This window comes from Agrobacterium sp. (assembly GCF_059499945.1).
In genome coordinates this window covers 323,037-340,528 of sequence record NZ_JCABZP010000010.1, presented here as the reverse complement: position 1 = coordinate 340,528, position 17,492 = coordinate 323,037, and the positions used below count along the sequence as shown (strand labels likewise).

Below are 17,492 nucleotides of genomic sequence, written 5' to 3'. Positions count from 1 at the left end.
TCCCCGACCGGTGGCAGGGGCGTTATACTTCACGAAATCCGTGTTTCAGGAAGATAACATAAGCTGTTGCCGCAATGCGGCAACAGCTTGTTCAAAATTGCGTTAATGCGGCCTCTATCACACCGAAGGATGCGAGGCCTGCACCACGGCAAACGCCGCCATGTTGACGACGCCGCGCGAGGTGACGCTGGGCGACAGGATATGGGCGGGCAGGGCGCTGCCGAGCAGGATCGGGCCGACATGCAGGCCTTCCGTCAGCGTGCGGGTGACGCCGAGCGTGATGTTGGCGGCATCGAGGTTCGGGAAGACCAGAAGGTTCGCCTCGCCCGTCAGCACGCTGTTCGGCATCGCGCGCTTGCGCAGCGCTTCCGAAAGTGCGGAGCCGCCCTGCATTTCGCCGTCCACTTCCAGTTCCGGTGCTGCCGCCTGCACGATCTTCAGGGCGCGGCGCATCTTGCGGGCGCTTTCGGAATCGCGCGAGCCGAAATTGGAATGGCTGGCGAGTGCGATCTTCGGCGTGATGCCGAAACGGCGGATTTCCTTGGCCGCGAGAATGGCCATCTCAGCCACTTCCTCTGACGTCGGGTCGTTGTTGACGAAGGTGTCGGTGAGGAACAGCGCACCCTGCTGGGTGATGAGCAGGCTGAGACCCGCAAAGGAACGCACGCCTTCCTGCTTGCCGATGATCTGGTTCACGTCGCGCAGGTGCCGGTCATAACGGCCTTCGAGACCGCAGATCAGCGCATCCGCCTCGCCACGCTTCACCGAAAGCGCGCCGATGACGGTCGTGTTGGTACGCACGATGGTACGCGCCGCTTCCGGGTTGATGCCGGCGCGGCCGACAAGGGCGAAATAATCATCGACATAATCGCGGTAACGCGGATCGTCTTCCGGGTTGACCACGGCAAAATCCGTATGCGGACGGATGCGCAGGCCGAAGCGCTTCAGGCGCGTCTCGATGATCTGCGGGCGGCCGATGAGGATCGGGATGCCGGTGCCTTCTTCCAAGAGCACCTGGGCGGCGCGCAGCACGCGCTCGTCTTCGCCTTCGGCAAAGATGATGCGCTTCTTTTCGGCGGCTTTCGCGGCATTGAAGACCGGCTTCATGATGAAGCCGGAGCGCCAGACGAAACGGTTCAGCTGGTCGAAATAGGCTTCGAAATCGGTGATCGGCCGGGCGGCGACGCCGCTCGCGGCCGCTGCACGGGCGACAGCCGGTGCGATGCGCAGGATGAGGCGCGGATCGAAAGGCGAGGGAATGAGATAGTTCGGGCCGAAGACCGGTGTTTCACCGCTATAGGCTTTTGCCGCGACTTCCGAGACTTCCTCACGCGCAAGCTCGGCGATGGCCTGCACGGCGGCCATCTTCATTTCCTCGTTGATCGTGGTTGCGCCGCAATCCAGCGCGCCGCGGAAGATATAGGGGAAGCACAATACGTTGTTGACCTGGTTCGGGAAGTCCGAACGGCCGGTGCAGATCATCGCATCCGGGCGGGCCGCACGCGCCGCTTCCGGCATGATTTCCGGATTGGGGTTGGCAAGCGCCAGGATCAGCGGGTTTTCCGCCATGCGCTCCAGCAGTTCCGGCTTCAGAACACCGGCGGCCGAAAGGCCGAGGAAGACGTCGGCGCCGTCGATGGTTTCGGCCAGCACACGCTTGTCGGTCTTCTGGGCGTAAACTTCCTTCCACTCGTCCATCAGCTCGTTGCGGCCATCGTAAACGAGGCCTTCGATGTCGTGGACCCAGATGTTTTCCTTCTTCGCGCCCATGGCGACCAGCAGGTTGAGGCAGGCAAGCGCCGCAGCACCCGCGCCTGACGCGACGATCTTGACGCTTGAGAGCGACTTTCCGGCCAGTTCCAGAGCGTTGGTGACAGCGGCGGCGACGATGATCGCGGTGCCATGCTGGTCATCATGGAAAACCGGGATATTCATTTTTTCGCGCAGCTGGCGTTCCACCTCGAAACATTCCGGCGCCTTGATGTCTTCAAGGTTGATGCCGCCGAAGGTGGGCTCCAGCGCTGCGATGGTGGAAACCATGTCGTTGATGCCGGGCGCATCGATTTCGATGTCGAAGACGTCGATACCGGCGAATTTCTTGAAGAGAACGGCCTTGCCTTCCATCACGGGCTTGGAGGCGAGCGGGCCGATATTGCCAAGTCCGAGAACCGCCGTGCCGTTGGAAATGACCGCGACGAGGTTGGCGCGGGCGGTATATTCCGCTGCCATTTCCGGATTTTCATGGATGGCGAGGCAGGGGGCGGCGACGCCGGGTGAATAGGCAAGCGCCAGATCGCGCTGGTTGCCGAGCGGCTTGGTGGCCTGGATTTCCAGCTTGCCGGGGCGCGGGTAGCGGTGGAAAAAGAGCGCCTGTTCCTCGATGTCGGCCTTTGCCGTGTTGGCGGGCGTGTTGTTCTTATCGTGAGAGGTCATTCTTCCACCGTCATGTCTGGTTCAATTCCGGCCCCCTGAATACAACAAACTTTCCCATGGTACAGCCGTTATTTACCGCCCCCTTATGCAAATGCGGCCATGGCTTATTCGCGTTTTCGTGAAGGTCTTCGTCATATTCCCTATAAAAACCGGCGTTTGTCATGTTGCTGCAACACGAGTCTGGTTCTGAGAGGTAAGAAAGCCGCAGGGACGCAACCGAACAGGGGGATGAAATCCGTGGCCGGTCAAATCGAAACCAGACAGTTCAGAACGCTTTTCATTTCGGATGTTCATCTCGGCTCCAAGGCGGCCAAGACGGACTATCTGCTCGACTTCCTGAAATATCACGAGGCCGAGACGATCATCCTCGTCGGCGACATCGTCGACGGCTGGCGCCTGCGCCGCAGCTGGTACTGGCCGCAGGGCTGCAACGACGTGGTGCAGAAGCTTCTGCGCAAGGCCCGCAAGGGAACCCGCATCGTCTATATTCCCGGCAATCACGATGAATTCCTGCGGGAATTTCCGGGCATGCATTTCGGCGGCATCGAAGTGGCCGAGCGCATGATCCACGAGGCGGCCGACGGCAAGAAATATCTCATCATCCATGGCGACGAGTTCGACGTGGTGGTGCGCAACGCCCGCCTGCTCGCCTATCTCGGCGACTGGGCCTATGACGCTGCGATCGCGCTCAACATCGTCATCGCCGCCGTGCGCCGCCGCATCGGCCTGCCTTACTGGTCGTTCTCGGCCTGGGCCAAGCTGCAGGTCAAGCACGCCGTCAACTTCATCGGCGAATTCCAGCGCGTGGTGGCTGACGAGGCGCGCCGCAACAATGTCGACGGCGTCATCTGTGGACACATTCACCATGCTGTCATGGAAGACATGGACGGCATTCGTTACATCAACACCGGCGACTGGGTGGAAAGCTGCACGGCGATTGCCGAAAATGCCGATGGCAGCTTCGAGTTGATCACCTGGATGCAGACAAGCGACGTTATCGTCGAACAGGCATCGGATGAGATGGAGCCGGTGGATATTCCGGGGCTGATCGGGAAACACGCGGCCTGATTGGGACATGCCAACCTTTGCCGCGACGGCGCGTTTCGTTGGGGATGCGCTGGCTGGGTGATGCGGGCTAAGGCGATGGCGTGATCTCGCCGATGTTGCCTACATACTCCGAATAGCTTGTTTTCTTCATCCTCGGGCTTGACCCGAGGATGACGACGGAGGTTTAGATTCGCCGGTTGCTTTCGTGAAAGCGAGCGCGGATGGAATTACGGCGCGCATCGCGTCATTCTTAGCCCGCGCGAGGGCGGCGCCCCAAATTCCTGGTAGGCCGGATAAATCAGTGACCCTGTCGAGACATGCCCCAGCTCTTTCATGTGAGGAGAGCGCGTGCCGCTTGTTTCTTCTCCCCTAGGGGAAGAAGGTCGCGGCAACGGGATGAGGGGGCGAGGGTAGAGATATCAGGAGAGCTTGCCACCCATCTGATCCTTCGGGCCGTCTTCTCCCCGGCGGGGAGAACAAACAAGCGGTGAGGTCGTGCCTTTATCTTGTTTCTCTGCCTTCAATATCTAGGGCTTACCCCCACAATTCCGGCCGCGCCGGATAAACCAGTGAACCCTCATAAACCAGCCCCGGCTCGCGATCCTCGGCCAGCAGCAGCGGCCCGTCGAGATCGGAAAAGGCTGCTCCCTGGGCGGCGAGTATGGCGGGGGCCATGCCGAGCGAGGTGCCGAGCATGCAGCCGACCATGATGGTGAAACCGAGCCGTTCCGCTTCCGCCTTCATGACAAGCGCTTCCGTCAACCCGCCGGTCTTGTCGAGCTTGATGTTGATCGCGTCGTAGCGGTCGCGCAGGTCGGCGAGGTCCTTGGTGGAATGCACGCTTTCATCGGCGCAGATCAGCACCGGATGGTCGATACGGGAGAGAATGGCGTCCTTGCCGGCGGGCAGCGGCTGCTCGATCAGCGATATCTTCAGTTCCGCCGCAAGTCTCAGATAATATTCGATATTATAATCGTTCCAACCCTCATTGGCGTCGATGATGATGCGCGCCTCCGGTGCTGCGGCGCGCACGGCGCGCAGGCGTGCCTCGTCATCGGCGGTTCCGGTCTTGATCTTCAGCAGCGGGCGGCCTGCGTTTTCCGCCGTTTTCGCGGCCATGGTCTCGGGGTCGGCGAGTGAAATCGTATAGGCGGTGACAAGCGGTTTTGCCGCCTGTCCGAGAATGCTTTCGGCGGCGCTTTTACCGCTCATCTTGGCTTCGAGGTCCCACAGCGCGCAATCGACCGCATTACGGGCGGCGCCGGGTTGCATCGCCTGCTGCAATTCCTGTCGGGTCAGGCCGTCGGCGATCCGCTCCGCCATCGTCTCGATATCGGCGATGACGCCCTCGATGCTTTCGCCATAACGCGGATAGGGCACACATTCACCTCTGCCGGCGAAGGAACCATCGAGGATGGTGCACGTTACGACATCCGCATGCGTGCGGGTGCCGCGTGAAATGGTGAAGCTGCCGGCAACGGGAAAACGTTCTGTTGTGGCTTGCAGGTAACGGGGCATGTTTTTTCACTTCCGATTGGGCGGCAAAAGACACATGACGCCAAATTTATCACGAATTGTCGGCGGTCACTGTGGCTTGCCGAAGGCCAAACCGTTATGAAACCTTTAAGAATCTCGTGACGGCTGCACTCGCTCGGAGCATTATGCAAGAACAGGACACACGGCAACAGGCGAACCCGGCCGCCATCACCGAAGACGATAACGTCTCCGGCGGCGGTTTGCGTTTTGTCATGAGCGGCTCCTGGCGCAATAGCAATCTCTCCGGTGTTTTCCCCAGTCTCGAAAAGATCGAAAAAAGCAGATCCGCCGGCGCGGTGGAAATCGATCTTTCTGCCGTCGAGGCCATCGATACCACGGGCGCATGGATCATCCAGCGTCTGCGCAAGGACCTTGAGGTCAACGGCGCCACCGTCACCGTGACGGGTAATGACCATATTGAAGAGGTCATCGGCCAGTTGCCCGAAAAGGTGGAGATGGAGGGCGAAGCCGGCCCGAAGGAGGGGCTTGCCGAGCGTATTTTTGCGCCCATCGGCAAGGCCGTGATCCAGAACGGCGCGGATTTCCTGGCGGGCATGTATATTCTCGGCTCCGCCGTACGCGGCGCGCAGATGAAGCTCGGGCGCGGACGGGGCGTCTCACCGGCGGCGATCGTCAACCAGATCGACCATATGGGCGTGCGCGCCGTACCGATCATCATGTTGATGTCGTTCCTGATCGGCGCGATCATCGCCCAGCAGGGTGCGTTCCAGCTCAGATATTTCGGTGCGGAAGTCTTCGTTGTCGATCTCGTCGGCATTCTGCAATTGCGTGAAATCGGTGTGCTTCTGACCGCGATCATGATCGCCGGCCGTTCCGGCAGCGCCATCACTGCGGAAATCGGCTCGATGAAGATGCGCGAGGAAATCGATGCGCTGAAGGTGATCGGTCTCAATCCCGTCGGCGTGCTGGTGTTTCCGCGGCTGGTGGCGCTCACCATCGCACTGCCGCTTTTGACCATTCTCGCCAATTTTGCAGCGCTTTTCGGCGCGGCCATCGTGGCGCTGCTTTATTCCGGCATCACGTTCGAGGTGTTCCTGTCGCGCCTGCATGGCGCTGTCGAGGAATCGACCATTGCAGCGGGCATGATCAAGGCGCCGTTCATGGCGCTCATCATCGGCATTGTCGCGGCGGTTGAGGGCATGAAGGTGGGCGGTTCGGCGGAATCGCTTGGCCAGCACGTCACCTCCTCGGTGGTGAAGTCGATCTTCGTCGTCATTCTGGTGGATGGTCTTTTCGCCATCTTCTACGCAGCCATCGATTTTTAAGGGAGGGCGCGTTGGAGAAACTGGACCAGAAACCGCACGAGACCAGAACCGGAAAAGACGGCCGCGAGGTGGTGCTTTCCGTCGAGGGCGTGACCGTCGGTTTCAACGGCCGGAACGTGCTCGAAAATCTCGACCTCGATGTCTATCGCGGTGAAATCCTAGGCTTTATCGGCCCCTCCGGCGCTGGCAAATCCGTGTTGATGCGCGCGATCTTGCGGCTCCTGCCGCGGCAGGCGGGTGCGATCCGCATTCTGGGCACCGATTACGACAAGGCGAGCGAAGACGACCGCATGATGCTCGACCAGCGTCTTGGCGTGCTGTTCCAGCAGGGGGCGCTGTTTTCCGGCCTGACGGTGAAGGAAAACATCCAGCTGCCGATGCGCGAATATCTTGATCTGCCGAAAAAGCTGATGGACGAGCTTGCCTATCTCAAGATCGAGATGGTGGGGCTGAAGCCCGATGCGGGCGACAAATATCCATCCGAACTGTCAGGCGGCATGATCAAGCGCGCAGCCCTTGCCCGGGCGCTGTCGCTCGATCCCGACCTCGTTTTCCTCGACGAGCCGACATCCGGCCTCGATCCCATCGGGGCGGCGGAATTTGATATGCTGATTGCGCGCTTGCGCGATTCGCTCGGCCTGACCGTCTATATGGTGACACACGACCTCGACAGCCTGTTCTCCGTCTGCGACCGCATTGCGGTGCTCGGCCAGAAGAAGGTGCTGGTGGAAGGGACATTGCAGGACATGTTCGCCTGCGACGACCCTTGGGTGCAGTCCTATTTCCGCGGCAAACGGGCGCGCTCTGTCGTTCTTCCGGACGGCAGACACGAAAATCCGGTGGAGTAACAAGAAGCATGGAAACCAAGGCGAACTACACCATAGTCGGAATTTTCACGCTGATCGTGATCGCCGCCGCATTCGGCTTCGTTTACTGGATGGCGGAATTCGGCCGTGGCGGCCCGACGGCGCAGCTTGTCGTGCGTATTCCCGGTTCGGCCAACGGCTTGTCCGTCGGTTCTCCCGTGCGCTTCAACGGTATTCCTGTCGGCACCGTGCGCGGCCTTGCCATCGACCGCGACGACCCGGCCTATTCCATAGCCTTTACTGAAGTGCAGGCCGATGCCCCGGTTTTCCCGTCCACGCGCGCCGTGCTTGAAATCCAGGGCCTGACGGGCGCTGCCTATATCGAGCTTTCCGGCGGCAACAAGGATGGCGAGCGTATTCTGCAGAAAGCCGTCGAAAGCGGCGTTCCCGCCGAGCTGACGGCCGATCTTTCCAGTGTCACCAACCTGCTTGCCACCGCAGACAAGATCCTGAAACGTGCGGACGGAGCGATCGGCGAGCTGCAGGGCTTCGTGCAGGATGCGCGCGGCCCGCTGACGCAGACGGTGCGCAACGCCGAGAAATTCTCCGATGCGCTGGCGGCCAATTCCGACGGCATCAAAAACTTCATTGCAAGCCTCAGCTCGCTTTCGACCACCGTGCAGTCGGTCTCGGTGCGTCTCGATGGCACGCTGACCGCGATCGAAGATCTGGTGAAGGCTGTGGATGCCGGCAAGATCGATTCCATCCTGTCGAATGTCGACAAGGTGACGAAGGATGTGGCCTCGGCTTCGAGCGATATCCAGGGCATCATGGAGACGGTGCAGAGCACGGCGCGCAATTTCGAGGCGGCGAGCACGGAAGTGCAGACGGTCGTGAAGCGCGCGGATGAGCTTCTCGCCTCGGTTGATCCCGCCAAGGTGGGCACCGTCGTCAACGACGTCTCGGCTGCCACGGCCGATGCGCGCGACGCGGTGGCGAACTTCAAGCGGATCGCCGACGATGTCGGCGCGCGCCGCGCCGATATCGACCAGGCGGTTTCCGATTTCACCGAAATGGGCCGCAAGCTGAACCTCGCCTCCAGCCGCGTTGATGGCATTCTCGCCAAGGTGGACGGCATGCTCGGCACGGATGACGCCAATTCGCTGTTTGCCAAGGCGCGCGAGACGCTCACCTCCTTCAAGGCGGTGGCGGACAATCTCAACGCCCGCATCGGGCCGATTGCCGACAACCTGACCCGTTTCTCCAGCTCGGGCCTCAAGGATTTCCAGGCGCTCGTCGGAAGCACACGGCAGACGGTCGACAATCTCAACAACGCCATCACCAATATCGACCGCGATCCGCAGCGGTTGATCTTCGGCGGCGAAACCGTGAAACAATATGACGGCAGAACAAGGCGCTAAGAGGGGTATGGGCCAATGAGACTATCGATGAACGGCCAAAAACGCCGCGCCCTCGTTCTGGCTCCGCTGCTTGCCGCGATGATGGCGGGCTGTGCGGGTGCGCCGAAGAACGATACTTTCGATCTCTCCGTCTCTTCGGCGACGGTGACGCAGGGGCCTTCGCTTAGGAGCCGACAGCTGCTGATCGCCGATCCGACGGCGCTGAAGGCGCTGGACAGTGAGAACATCGTGGTGCGCCTTTCCGGCTCGGAGGTGCAGTATCTCGGCAATTCGCAATGGAGCGACCGCCTGCCGCGCATGGTGCAATCCAAGCTCGTGGAAGCCTTCGAGGATACCGGCAAGCTCGGCGGCGTCGGCCGGCCAGGGCAGGGGCTGGCAATCGACTATCAGGTCGTGACCGATATTCGCGCTTTCGAAATCGATACGGCGAAGAACCTCGCCAATATCGAAATCTCGGTGAAGCTGCTGAATGACCGCAACGGTACGGTGAAGGCGCAGGAAGTGTTCCGCGCCAGCGCCCGTGTCAGCGGCTCCGGCAACGCCAATTTCGTAAAGGCGCTGGATCAGGCTTTCGCTGCCGCCACGCGGGAGATCGTGGCCTGGACGCTGAAATCGCTCTAGGCGTTTCAGCGGTCATTGCCGTCAGAAGAAATCGCTTTATGTTTGCGTCAGACCGGTTGCCGATCGGTCCATATGCAATATTGCCGATCCGTGAGTTCGTGATGCGATTTCTGCTGCTGCTTTGCCTTGTGCTTTCCACCCTGTCTGGAGCCGGTGCCGCCATGGCGGCCGGTCTCCGGCTGATCGAGGTTCCAGCCGCGAATGGCAAAGCTGCCATGAAGGCTGCGGTGTGGTCGCCCTGCGCGGCCGCGCCGGTGGAGGTCAGGATTGGCCCCTTCCTTTTACCCGCTGTCAGGGATTGCCCTGTGCCCGAAGGGAAATATCCGCTCGTCGTCATCTCTCATGGTTTTGGCGGCACCTATTTCAGCCATCGGGACACGGCGGCGGCGCTGGCGGATGCCGGCTTCATTGTCGCGGCGATCAATCACCCCGGAGACAATGCGCTTGAAATGCAGAAGGCGGGTGAACTTTCCGCGCTGACGGGCCGGCCGGCGGATATTGCCCGCTTGCTGGATCATCTGCTCGCTGGCTTTAGCGAAGCCGGTTCCATCGATGCCGGGCGGATCGGCGTTTTCGGATTTTCGCGTGGCGGTTATACCGCGCTGGTGCTTGCCGGCGGCACTCCCGACTTTGCCAATGCCGCGCTGCCCTGTCCGGACCCGCAGGCGCCGATTTGCGCGCAGATGCGGCAGAAGACGACATTACCGCAGCACGGCGGTCAGGATGCACGTGTGAAGGTTGTGGTTGCTGCCGACCCGTTGAATGCCTTTCCCGGCGCGGGCGACCTGAAGAATATCACGATCCCGGTCCAGCTCTGGAGTTCGGAACGCGGTGGTGACGGTGTCGCGCCGCAGGATGTTTTGCGGCTGCGCGGCGATCTGCCGGCGAAACCGGACTATCGGATGGTGAAAGGGGCGGGGCACTTTTCGTTTATCGCCCCTTGCCCCGCCGAGATGGAAAAGGCCGTGCCCCAGATTTGCAGCGATGCGGCTGGCTTCGACCGGGTGGAGTTCCATGGCGGCTTCAACGCCGATGTCGTTAGCTTCTTCAAGGCATCGCTGCGCTGAGGCGCTTTCCTAGCGTGGCAGTGGAAGCCGTCGATCAGACGGCGTCCTGCTGCGACTTCCATTCCGGAAGGGGGAAAACCCGGTCGTAGCTCCAGTTGAAGACAAAAGCATAGACCACGTAAAACAGCGCAAACGAGATATCCATCACCAGGGCGTGCGCAAGGCTGATATTCAGATACCAGGCAATGAAGGGCATCAGCACGATCAGGAGGCCCAGTTCGAACAGCACGGCGTGGGCGACCCGAAGAGCGGGCGTTTTCAGCGTCGTGCCTTTCAGCCGCTGCATGGCGTGGTCGAAGCCGAGATTATAGACATAGTTCCAGACCGTCGCCAGCGTGGCGCTGACGAGGCCGACAATGCCGATATCTTCCATAGGCATGCCAAAGAGCAGTGCGCCCAAGGGAATGACGAGCAGAAGGCCGATGATTTCGAAACTGAGGGCGTGGCGGATACGATCTTGCAGGGAACGCATTTCATTCTCCGGTATGTGACCGGGCCGTCCCGCATGCTGTCGCCGATATGGCCGAGGTCGTCCTCGCGCTGGGTCATATAGAACCTTTGGGCGGAATTTTCAAGCGCTGCGCATTTGGGGGCTGGGAGTGTTCCGCCTGTTTCCTCTCCCGGGCGGGGAGAAGAAAACATACGGCAACGCGTTCGTTTCTCTCGCGCGCACCAACGAAACCGTGATCGGAACAAGACCGGCGCATTTTCGTTATCGCTTATGGAAGGAGGCGTGCCATGCAGCAGAATTCCTCTGAAGGAAGAACGATCAAGGCCGCCAACACGGCGAAGGTTTCGACTTACACGCCAAGCCTCATTTCCCTCAAGGGAAGCTATGTGGCGATGATATTTCGCAGACCGCTTTGCCGAAATCCGCTGGATGTGCGGAAGAAATAAGGGCAGGGGAATCTGCCTGTTACTTGGCCCCGCACATTGATGACGACGACTGCCGAAATGATCGAGAGCTTTAGATGTCTCTAAAGTGTGATTTTCAATCCGGCCCGTCTCCACCTAGACTGGAGATCGCCACAAGAGCGAAGGGAGAATGACATGAAATCAGTTCTCATTATCGCCGCTGTCTTTGGTTTTTCCGCCAGTGCAGCGCTTGCGGAATGCGCAGGTCATCAACAGATCAACGCTTCCGTTCCTGCCGTAGACCGTGAATTCAAAACTGCAAGCATCGTTCCGCCGACGGACCCGGTCGAGAAGCCTGTCGTCATCCTGAAAAAGACCGACCGCCTTCCGGCTGCGGTTGCGACGACCGGTGAGCCCGAAGCCGCAATGCAGCGCATGCAATAGACAGAATAATAACCTCTTCATTCAGAAATCCCGTGCGTGAGGTGATCCGCACGGGATTTTGCTTTTTGAAGACGAGGGGAGGCAGGAATACTAACGGTAAAGGCCTGCTTCGCGAGCCTTCTCCGGCATTTCCAGGGCGACTAGCTGTCGAGTTTCAGCGACAGCTGTTTCGGCCCTTCGTTCTTTTTCAGCACGTAAAGCGGCCGGGTGATGATGACTTCCGTTCGCCGTTGCAGTTCGCGGCGTCGTTCGAGCGCGCGCTCGCGCATGTCGCGGGAGCGGGCGACGACAGAAAGGGCATTTTCTATGGTTGCGTCTGCTGTGTTCATCGCTGACCTCCATAATGTTCACTTTATGTTCTCATTATTGGTGGCTTGTGTCAACACTATGGCAGGGTTGCGGGCAGGTAATCGATACGCCCCGCCACGCTGGGCACGGCGGCGCGAAAGGCTGCGTGGGAGGCGTGGCCGTATGGGATCGGCTTTGCTCCACGCGGCGACCTTCACGACATGATCTGTTCCGGCAGTGTCGACAGGGACACTCCGGGCCAGCTACGTCGATTTTCACGATGATGTTTCGAAGGCGCGGGGCTGATCCGCCCGGCTTCAGGAGGGGATCAGGAGAGGGGACGTTGATCCGGCGCGGGAAGGCCGCCGGCGGTCAAGAGATCGGTGAGATGCTCGCTGGCGAGCGCGACGATGGCAAGGGCGGCCTGCTGGCGGTTCCAGCCGGCATGTTCCGCTTTTTCGATCAGCCCTTGAATGGAAGGCTCCAGCGCGAACTGGCACTCTGCCTGATAGTCCATGGTGTCGATCGAAAGCGACGGGGAATTGATTGCGGCCCGCATCCTTTGGTCTCCCTGTTTTCCGGCATGCCATCATACGCAAGACGCAAATCGGAACATGCACATTCAGAGGCCGGTGATATCGGGTATGGTCATGAGGCCCGCATATCACTGGCAGCGAATCCCCCAGCAGGCGGACGTTAACGGTAAGTCTTGATCGCTGTCAACGAGCGTGGGGTGGCAGGGGATGTCGCCATGCTCGTTTTCAGAGCCTTCCGCTCCGGAAAGGCTTTCGCCGCCAGATCAGCAGCGCCATCACGTAAAGCGCAAAAAGCACGAACCAGGTGACGGGCAGCACCATGAAAAGCGCCGCATAAGCGCAGTTTCCCTCAAAACAGGAGCCGAGAAATCCGGAATCGGCAAGCGCTGCCGACAATAAAAACGCACATATCCCGCTCCCGACTGCGCCGAGAATGAAAAGCAATATGTTGATGAACAATCTCATGACCCCGATCATAGGGATGATTGAGACAGCTTTGGGGAAACGGCGTCACGGCGAGACCTATATTCACCGTTTCGGCAGCCTTGAGAAGGAATGAAGATCTTTTCCAGTCGCAACGAATTGACGAAAACATTAAGTCGAATTTTAAATATGACTCGCGTTTTACGGGAATTCTGGTTTTATTACTTCGGGGTTATAAATGGGGATTTTCAGATGATCAGGGTCGTTTTTATTACGCTCGCATTTTTTCTCTTCGCCATATCGCCGTCTGTTGCTCAGGATACAGCTCCTGACTGGAAAAAATTTGGTTCCGAATATTTGACCTATAATGGTCAGGCCCTGACGTTCGACGCGGCAGACCTGCAGCGCCACCAGAACCGTTTGCGTTGCGTTAAAATGAATAATTACGGATGCGTTATGGGGAGAAGCTGGCAAGGGGCAGCCGGCAACGACAGGGCCGGTCATGCCATCTTCGAGCATCCGAAATGGTCGGTACGCGCAGTTGTCCGGGATTATTGCTCGAAGAACCGCAGGGGATTGCGATCTGCAATGCAGATTGCCGAGACCTATTCACCCTGGTGCGATACGCTCGGCACCGTCGGGGTTCGAAACGGCTGGGGCAGATCATGCACTGGCGGTCCGCAGCCGCCCGCAGGCTTCAAAGGTCCTCTCTGCGCAAAACCCGCAAACGGCACTCCGGCGGCCGGCCAGTGCGGAAGCTGCAATTGCCCCGATGGCGTTGCGCGGGGCATGGCGGCCAGCGTGAACGCCGGGATCAATGACAATCTTGCGCTTTTTGGTGCTGACGGCTCACCGAATGTCGGCAATCTGGTTGCCGTTCTCGGAAGCAAATTCCGGCGGGAGACCGGTTTTGCGGTCAATGAAGGGTTGATCAAGGAAGGTATCGAGCTGGCGGGGCAATGCCGCTGACAGGCTTTTTGCTCCGCGTGAACAATGCGCTTTGGAAATGCTGACAGAGGCGGCGCAAGCCGCCTTTTTAACGGACGGCGTCAAGGCTCGCAGCTTGCCCCCCGGGGCATCATCGGCCCGTATGGCCGACGCTGGCTGCGTCCGTTAATTTTATGATAAATCAAGGAGTTAATGGTGGGTGATGTAGGGCTCGAACCTACGACCCGCTGATTAAGAGTCAGCTGCTCTACCAACTGAGCTAATCACCCGACCGGCACCGTGTGGCGGTGTGAGGGGGCGTATAAAGGGGAAGTTTGGGCTTGTCCAGCGCGGAAATGAAATTTCTTCGATTTTTGTGACGAAAAAATTTCAGTCGCGCTGGAAAAGCCTGGAAATCCGGGGTTTTACGGATTTTTCCTTTTATTCATCCGCGTCTGAAAGCCCGGCCGATAAGGATGAGGATGCAGGCGCCGATGAAGCCGGCGATGAGATAACCGAGCCAACCTTGCAGAACGATTCCAAATAGCGAAAGGATGGCGTTGGCGACGATCGCACCGACGATTCCAAGAAGGATGTTCATGAAAACACCCATATTGCTTTTCATGAATTGTTCGGCGAGCCACCCGGCGACACCACCGATGATGATGGCTGCGATCCAGCCAATGCCAGCAGATTCCATGATTTCCTCCCATGTTGCTGCATCATCAAAGGTGATGATTCCCGTGGTGAAAAGCAAGGCAAACTCCTGAAAACCTCGCTTTATGCGGGTGGTTTTCCGCACGGCAGGCGCTAAATAGCCTGATGCGGCGCAAAGAGACGAAAGGCATGGATGTGCGGTTGATGTTGGGCGGATTGATGGACGGCAAACGGGTGTTCGACGGCTTGACGCGGGATCGGCGGCAAAGGACCGCAATAGCGGCGATAATGGCCATGGTGCTGTTCCTGGTCGGCGGTCTTTTGTCGGCAATGCCCGCCTCGGCGCAGGAGGGAACGACATCGCCCGCCCCAGTGGCTATCCAGGCTTCGACCGTCGAACAGGCGAGGGCGGAGCTGGAGAAATGGAAGGCCGATGTCGCGGCAATCGCCCGGCAGGTGGAAGCGGGCGGCAGCGACGACGTGCAGCTTGTGGACCTCAAGGGACGGGCCGATACCATTGCCGCCGATGCGGCCGCCGCCAACACCAAACTGCGCACCCGTCTCGACCAGATCAAGACCCGGCTGGATGCGCTGGGTGCGGCGCCTGCGGACGACCAGCCGCCGGAAGCCAGCATGGTGACGGAAGAGCGAAACCGGCTGACGGCGGAACGGGCCGAGGTGAATGCGATTGCCGGCGAGGTGGAGAGCACGGCCACCAATGCCGCGCAGATCTCCAACAATATCACCGCCGTTCGCCGGGCGCTTTTCGCCGCCACGCTGTTCAAGCGCACGGAAGTTTCGGCACAGACGCTGGGCGATGCGTCCTCCGCCTTTCTGACCGAGCTGACCAACCTGAACAACGCTTTCAGCGGTTGGGCGAGTTTCGTCTGGAATTACAAGCGCCTGCCGATGTTCGGGGCCGTGACGCTGTCGATCATGGCGGCGCTCCTGTTTCTGGTGGGTGGTTACCGCTTTTTCGGCAGCCGCATGGACCGGCGGGCGTTTACGGGCGAGCCTTCCTACCTGAGACGGCTTTCGGTGGCCTTCTGGTCCACCATGGTGCAGTCGCTGTCGCTTTTCCTGTTTCTCGTCACCTCGGCGTTTTTCCTCGATAATTTCAACGTGCTGCGGTCTGATATCGCGCCGATCCTGTTCGGGGCGATGGCGGTCACGGGCTTCGTTTATTTCGTGTCGCGGCTGAGCTATGCGATCTTTGCGCCGACGCAGTCGGAATGGCGTCTGCTGCAGGTTTCCAATCGCGGCGCACACACGCTGTCCTCGGCCGTGCTGCTGATGGCGCTCGTCAACGGGCTCGATTATCTGTTCGGCACGATCAGCGAGACGCTGTATTCGCCGCTGATCGTCACCGTTGCCAAGAGTTTCGTCGCCTCGATCATTATCGGCCTTATCCTGCTCACCGTGTCGTTCCTGCGGCCGGTCATCGGCGAAGGGCAGGATTACGAGACCGGCAACCAGCGACTGCCGCGCTGGCTCGTCATTCTGCTGCGGGTTGGCGGTCTCGTTCTCATCGGCGCCTGCCTGACGGGTTATGTCGGTCTTGCGCGCTTCCTCGCCACGCAGATCGTCGCCACCGGCGCGGTGCTGGCGACGATGTATATCGGCATTCTCTCCGGCAAGGCGATTTCACGGCAGGGGGCCTTTTCGGAATCCCTTGCCGGCCGTTATCTCGGACGACGGTTCGGCCTCGGCCCGGTAGCGCTCGATCAGGCCGGTCTTGCCGCCGGGCTCGGCATCTATGCGGTAGCACTTGCCTTCGGCGTGCCGCTCATCCTGTTTTCCTGGGGGTTCCAGCCGGGCGATATTGAAAGCTGGGCCTATCGCCTGCTGACCGGCATCACCGTCGGCAATGCCTCGATTTCGCTGATCGGCCTCTTTGGCGGTGTTCTCGTCTTCGCCATCGGTTATATCATCACCCGCTGGTTCCAGAAGTGGCTGGACAACAACGTCATGGCGCGCGGGCAGGTGGATGCCGGCGTGCGCAACTCGGTCAAGACAGGTATCGGTTATCTCGGTATCGCAGTTGCGGCCATCTTCGGTGTCTCTTCCGCCGGTCTCAACCTTTCAAGCCTGGCGCTGGTGGCTTCTGCCCTTTCGGTCGGTATCGGTTTCGGCCTGCAGAACATCGTCTCGAATTTCGTCTCCGGCCTCATCCTGTTGGTCGAGCGCCCCTTCAAGGTGGGGGACTGGGTGGTGACAGGCACGACGGAGGGCACCGTCAAGCGGCTTTCCGTGCGCGCCACCGAGATCGAAACTTTCCGTGGACAATCGATCATCGTGCCGAATTCCGAATTCATCAATTCCTCTGTTGGTAACTGGACACACCGCAACCGCATCATGCGCGCCGAAATCCCGGTTTCCGTGTCGTACGATTCCGATCCGCAGAAGGTCATGGATATTCTGCTGGAACTCGTGCGCGCCCAGCCGCCGGTGCTGCGCAATCCCGAGCCGCATGTGGAATTCCTGCGCTTCGGCGATTTCTCGCTGGATTTCGAACTGCGTTTCCATCTCGCCGATCTCTCGAACGGGCTTGGCGTGAAAAACGCGCTGCGCATCGCGATCCTCCAGCGCTTCCGGGAGGAGGGGATCGACATCCCGTTCCCGCAGCGCAACCTCAATATCCACGTCGAAGGCGACGCCAATCCGCAGATGCTGGCGGCGCTGCTTTCGGAAGAGGGCGACAAGGCGGTGGTGGCCCATACGGGTGCGGCATCGCCCGTTGCCGGCAATGCGCCGGAAAAGGATGCCGGCAAGGCGGGCGACAAGACTGTTGCGGAACAGCCAGCCGCGGCAAAAGCGGTCGGAAAGGACAAGTGAGCGGCTGCGGCTGGTATCAGTCCGGACGGGTGCGGGGCAGGCTTCGCATCCGACTGTCTTGCGGTGAATGATGGGCGCGCCGGGGCGGCTTTTACTTGATGGAGGCCGGATATGCCCGACCGCCGTCATGAAAATATAATCAGAATACCCGTAATGACTGTATTGTTGTGTAAACTGTAAGTTGATATATTGTGGTTATTATTTAGTTTATTTCTTTTCTGTCGGGGTTCAAATGCCGGATCCAATCGATGAGAATGCCCAGCCTGCCCAGCCTGCCCAGCCTGCCCAGCCTGCCCAGCCTGCCCAGCCT

General features: G+C 59.7%; 18 protein-coding genes and 1 tRNA gene. 10 read left to right on the top strand and 9 right to left on the bottom strand.

Going from position 1 to position 17,492, the window contains the following annotated elements:
• Window positions 1-117 precede the first annotated feature (117 nt).
• Window positions 118-2,433: an NADP-dependent malic enzyme gene (locus AC5I5B_RS08245; RefSeq protein WP_003502976.1), complete on the bottom strand. Its 2,316-nt coding sequence runs from the start codon at window positions 2,431-2,433 to the stop codon at window positions 118-120.
• A gap of 228 nt (window positions 2,434-2,661) precedes the next feature.
• Here AC5I5B_RS08245 and AC5I5B_RS08240 point away from each other — a divergent pair, with 228 nt between their 5' ends.
• Window positions 2,662-3,501 (top strand): UDP-2,3-diacylglucosamine diphosphatase, encoded by an 840-nt coding sequence (locus AC5I5B_RS08240; protein WP_060725756.1) that lies wholly within the window; start codon window positions 2,662-2,664, stop codon window positions 3,499-3,501.
• Between the two features lie 513 nt (window positions 3,502-4,014).
• Here AC5I5B_RS08240 and dgcA read toward each other — a convergent pair.
• Window positions 4,015-4,998 (bottom strand): N-acetyl-D-Glu racemase DgcA, encoded by a 984-nt coding sequence (gene dgcA, locus AC5I5B_RS08235; RefSeq protein ID WP_087744088.1) that lies wholly within the window; start codon window positions 4,996-4,998, stop codon window positions 4,015-4,017.
• Between the two features lie 143 nt (window positions 4,999-5,141).
• Between dgcA and AC5I5B_RS08230 the strand changes: the two genes are divergently transcribed.
• The 5 genes from AC5I5B_RS08230 (at window position 5,142) to AC5I5B_RS08210 (ending at window position 10,217) form a co-directional block, all read left to right on the top strand.
• Window positions 5,142-6,302, top strand: coding sequence for an ABC transporter permease (locus tag AC5I5B_RS08230; RefSeq protein ID WP_060726288.1), 1,161 nt, complete (start codon window positions 5,142-5,144; stop codon window positions 6,300-6,302).
• A gap of 11 nt (window positions 6,303-6,313) precedes the next feature.
• A complete protein-coding gene (locus AC5I5B_RS08225; protein WP_065656139.1) occupies window positions 6,314-7,150 on the top strand; it encodes an ABC transporter ATP-binding protein in 837 nt (278 codons plus the stop codon).
• Window positions 7,151-7,158: 8 nt separating this feature from the next.
• Window positions 7,159-8,529 (top strand): MCE family protein, encoded by a 1,371-nt coding sequence (locus tag AC5I5B_RS08220; protein ID WP_080866167.1) that lies wholly within the window; start codon window positions 7,159-7,161, stop codon window positions 8,527-8,529.
• A gap of 15 nt (window positions 8,530-8,544) precedes the next feature.
• Entirely contained in the window at window positions 8,545-9,150 is a 606-nt protein-coding gene (locus AC5I5B_RS08215; protein ID WP_060725760.1) for an ABC-type transport auxiliary lipoprotein family protein, read from the top strand.
• A gap of 101 nt (window positions 9,151-9,251) precedes the next feature.
• Entirely contained in the window at window positions 9,252-10,217 is a 966-nt protein-coding gene (locus tag AC5I5B_RS08210; protein ID WP_111834535.1) for an alpha/beta hydrolase family protein, read from the top strand.
• A 34-nt stretch (window positions 10,218-10,251) separates the two neighbouring features.
• On the opposite strand, the gene AC5I5B_RS08205 is transcribed toward AC5I5B_RS08210, so the two are convergent.
• The gene (locus AC5I5B_RS08205) at window positions 10,252-10,689 is read right to left on the bottom strand and encodes a PACE efflux transporter (RefSeq protein WP_003502966.1); all 438 of its coding nucleotides are present in this window, start codon (window positions 10,687-10,689) and stop codon (window positions 10,252-10,254) included.
• 266 nt (window positions 10,690-10,955) lie between these two features.
• On the opposite strand from AC5I5B_RS08205, the gene AC5I5B_RS08200 reads away from it, so the two are divergent.
• Together AC5I5B_RS08200 and AC5I5B_RS08195 are read left to right on the top strand one after the other, a co-directional pair.
• On the top strand, window positions 10,956-11,114 hold the full coding sequence (locus AC5I5B_RS08200) for a hypothetical protein (RefSeq protein ID WP_003502964.1): 159 nt from the start codon (window positions 10,956-10,958) through the stop codon (window positions 11,112-11,114).
• 153 nt (window positions 11,115-11,267) lie between these two features.
• On the top strand, window positions 11,268-11,516 hold the full coding sequence (locus AC5I5B_RS08195) for a hypothetical protein (RefSeq protein WP_003502962.1): 249 nt from the start codon (window positions 11,268-11,270) through the stop codon (window positions 11,514-11,516).
• Window positions 11,517-11,656: 140 nt separating this feature from the next.
• Here AC5I5B_RS08195 and AC5I5B_RS08190 read toward each other — a convergent pair whose 3' ends face one another.
• The 3 genes from AC5I5B_RS08190 to AC5I5B_RS08180 form a co-directional block, all read right to left on the bottom strand.
• Complete coding sequence (locus AC5I5B_RS08190; protein ID WP_020012681.1) at window positions 11,657-11,845, bottom strand: hypothetical protein; 189 nt, start codon at window positions 11,843-11,845, stop codon at window positions 11,657-11,659.
• 287 nt (window positions 11,846-12,132) lie between these two features.
• Entirely contained in the window at window positions 12,133-12,363 is a 231-nt protein-coding gene (locus AC5I5B_RS08185; RefSeq protein ID WP_003502959.1) for a hypothetical protein, read from the bottom strand.
• Between the two features lie 202 nt (window positions 12,364-12,565).
• Entirely contained in the window at window positions 12,566-12,817 is a 252-nt protein-coding gene (locus AC5I5B_RS08180) for a hypothetical protein (protein ID WP_020812120.1), read from the bottom strand.
• Between the two features lie 78 nt (window positions 12,818-12,895).
• Here AC5I5B_RS08180 and AC5I5B_RS08175 point away from each other — a divergent pair, with 78 nt between their 5' ends.
• Window positions 12,896-13,732, top strand: coding sequence for a hypothetical protein (locus AC5I5B_RS08175; RefSeq protein ID WP_223564857.1), 837 nt, complete (start codon window positions 12,896-12,898; stop codon window positions 13,730-13,732).
• 172 nt (window positions 13,733-13,904) lie between these two features.
• Here AC5I5B_RS08175 and AC5I5B_RS08170 read toward each other — a convergent pair.
• Together AC5I5B_RS08170 and AC5I5B_RS08165 are read right to left on the bottom strand one after the other, a co-directional pair.
• Window positions 13,905-13,980, bottom strand: a tRNA-Lys gene (locus AC5I5B_RS08170).
• Window positions 13,981-14,135: 155 nt separating this feature from the next.
• The gene (locus AC5I5B_RS08165) at window positions 14,136-14,390 is read right to left on the bottom strand and encodes a GlsB/YeaQ/YmgE family stress response membrane protein (RefSeq protein WP_060725837.1); all 255 of its coding nucleotides are present in this window, start codon (window positions 14,388-14,390) and stop codon (window positions 14,136-14,138) included.
• Window positions 14,391-14,512: 122 nt separating this feature from the next.
• On the opposite strand from AC5I5B_RS08165, the gene AC5I5B_RS08160 reads away from it, so the two are divergent.
• Entirely contained in the window at window positions 14,513-17,182 is a 2,670-nt protein-coding gene (locus AC5I5B_RS08160; protein WP_162692717.1) for a mechanosensitive ion channel family protein, read from the top strand.
• A 125-nt stretch (window positions 17,183-17,307) separates the two neighbouring features.
• Here the strand turns inward: AC5I5B_RS08160 and AC5I5B_RS08155 are convergent.
• A partial coding sequence (locus AC5I5B_RS08155; protein ID WP_495752610.1) for a hypothetical protein occupies window positions 17,308-17,492 on the bottom strand: 185 nt, incomplete at its 5' end.

Bases quoted from the DNA above. Each gene is read 5' to 3' on its own strand.
- AC5I5B_RS08245 (WP_003502976.1), bottom strand. From the start codon at position 2,433: ATGACCTCTCACGATAAGAACAACACGCCCGCCAACACGGCAAAGGCC.
- AC5I5B_RS08240 (WP_060725756.1), top strand. From the start codon at position 2,662: ATGAAATCCGTGGCCGGTCAAATCGAAACCAGACAGTTCAGAACGCTT.
- dgcA (WP_087744088.1), bottom strand. From the start codon at position 4,998: ATGCCCCGTTACCTGCAAGCCACAACAGAACGTTTTCCCGTTGCCGGC.
- AC5I5B_RS08230 (WP_060726288.1), top strand. From the start codon at position 5,142: ATGCAAGAACAGGACACACGGCAACAGGCGAACCCGGCCGCCATCACC.
- AC5I5B_RS08220 (WP_080866167.1), top strand. From the start codon at position 7,159: ATGGAAACCAAGGCGAACTACACCATAGTCGGAATTTTCACGCTGATC.
- AC5I5B_RS08215 (WP_060725760.1), top strand. From the start codon at position 8,545: ATGAGACTATCGATGAACGGCCAAAAACGCCGCGCCCTCGTTCTGGCT.
- AC5I5B_RS08210 (WP_111834535.1), top strand. From the start codon at position 9,252: ATGCGATTTCTGCTGCTGCTTTGCCTTGTGCTTTCCACCCTGTCTGGA.
- AC5I5B_RS08205 (WP_003502966.1), bottom strand. From the start codon at position 10,689: ATGCGTTCCCTGCAAGATCGTATCCGCCACGCCCTCAGTTTCGAAATC.
- AC5I5B_RS08200 (WP_003502964.1), top strand. From the start codon at position 10,956: ATGCAGCAGAATTCCTCTGAAGGAAGAACGATCAAGGCCGCCAACACG.
- AC5I5B_RS08195 (WP_003502962.1), top strand. From the start codon at position 11,268: ATGAAATCAGTTCTCATTATCGCCGCTGTCTTTGGTTTTTCCGCCAGT.
- AC5I5B_RS08190 (WP_020012681.1), bottom strand. From the start codon at position 11,845: ATGAACACAGCAGACGCAACCATAGAAAATGCCCTTTCTGTCGTCGCC.
- AC5I5B_RS08185 (WP_003502959.1), bottom strand. From the start codon at position 12,363: ATGCGGGCCGCAATCAATTCCCCGTCGCTTTCGATCGACACCATGGAC.
- AC5I5B_RS08180 (WP_020812120.1), bottom strand. From the start codon at position 12,817: ATGATCGGGGTCATGAGATTGTTCATCAACATATTGCTTTTCATTCTC.
- AC5I5B_RS08175 (WP_223564857.1), top strand. From the start codon at position 12,896: ATGAAGATCTTTTCCAGTCGCAACGAATTGACGAAAACATTAAGTCGA.
- AC5I5B_RS08165 (WP_060725837.1), bottom strand. From the start codon at position 14,390: ATGGAATCTGCTGGCATTGGCTGGATCGCAGCCATCATCATCGGTGGT.
- AC5I5B_RS08160 (WP_162692717.1), top strand. From the start codon at position 14,513: ATGCGGCGCAAAGAGACGAAAGGCATGGATGTGCGGTTGATGTTGGGC.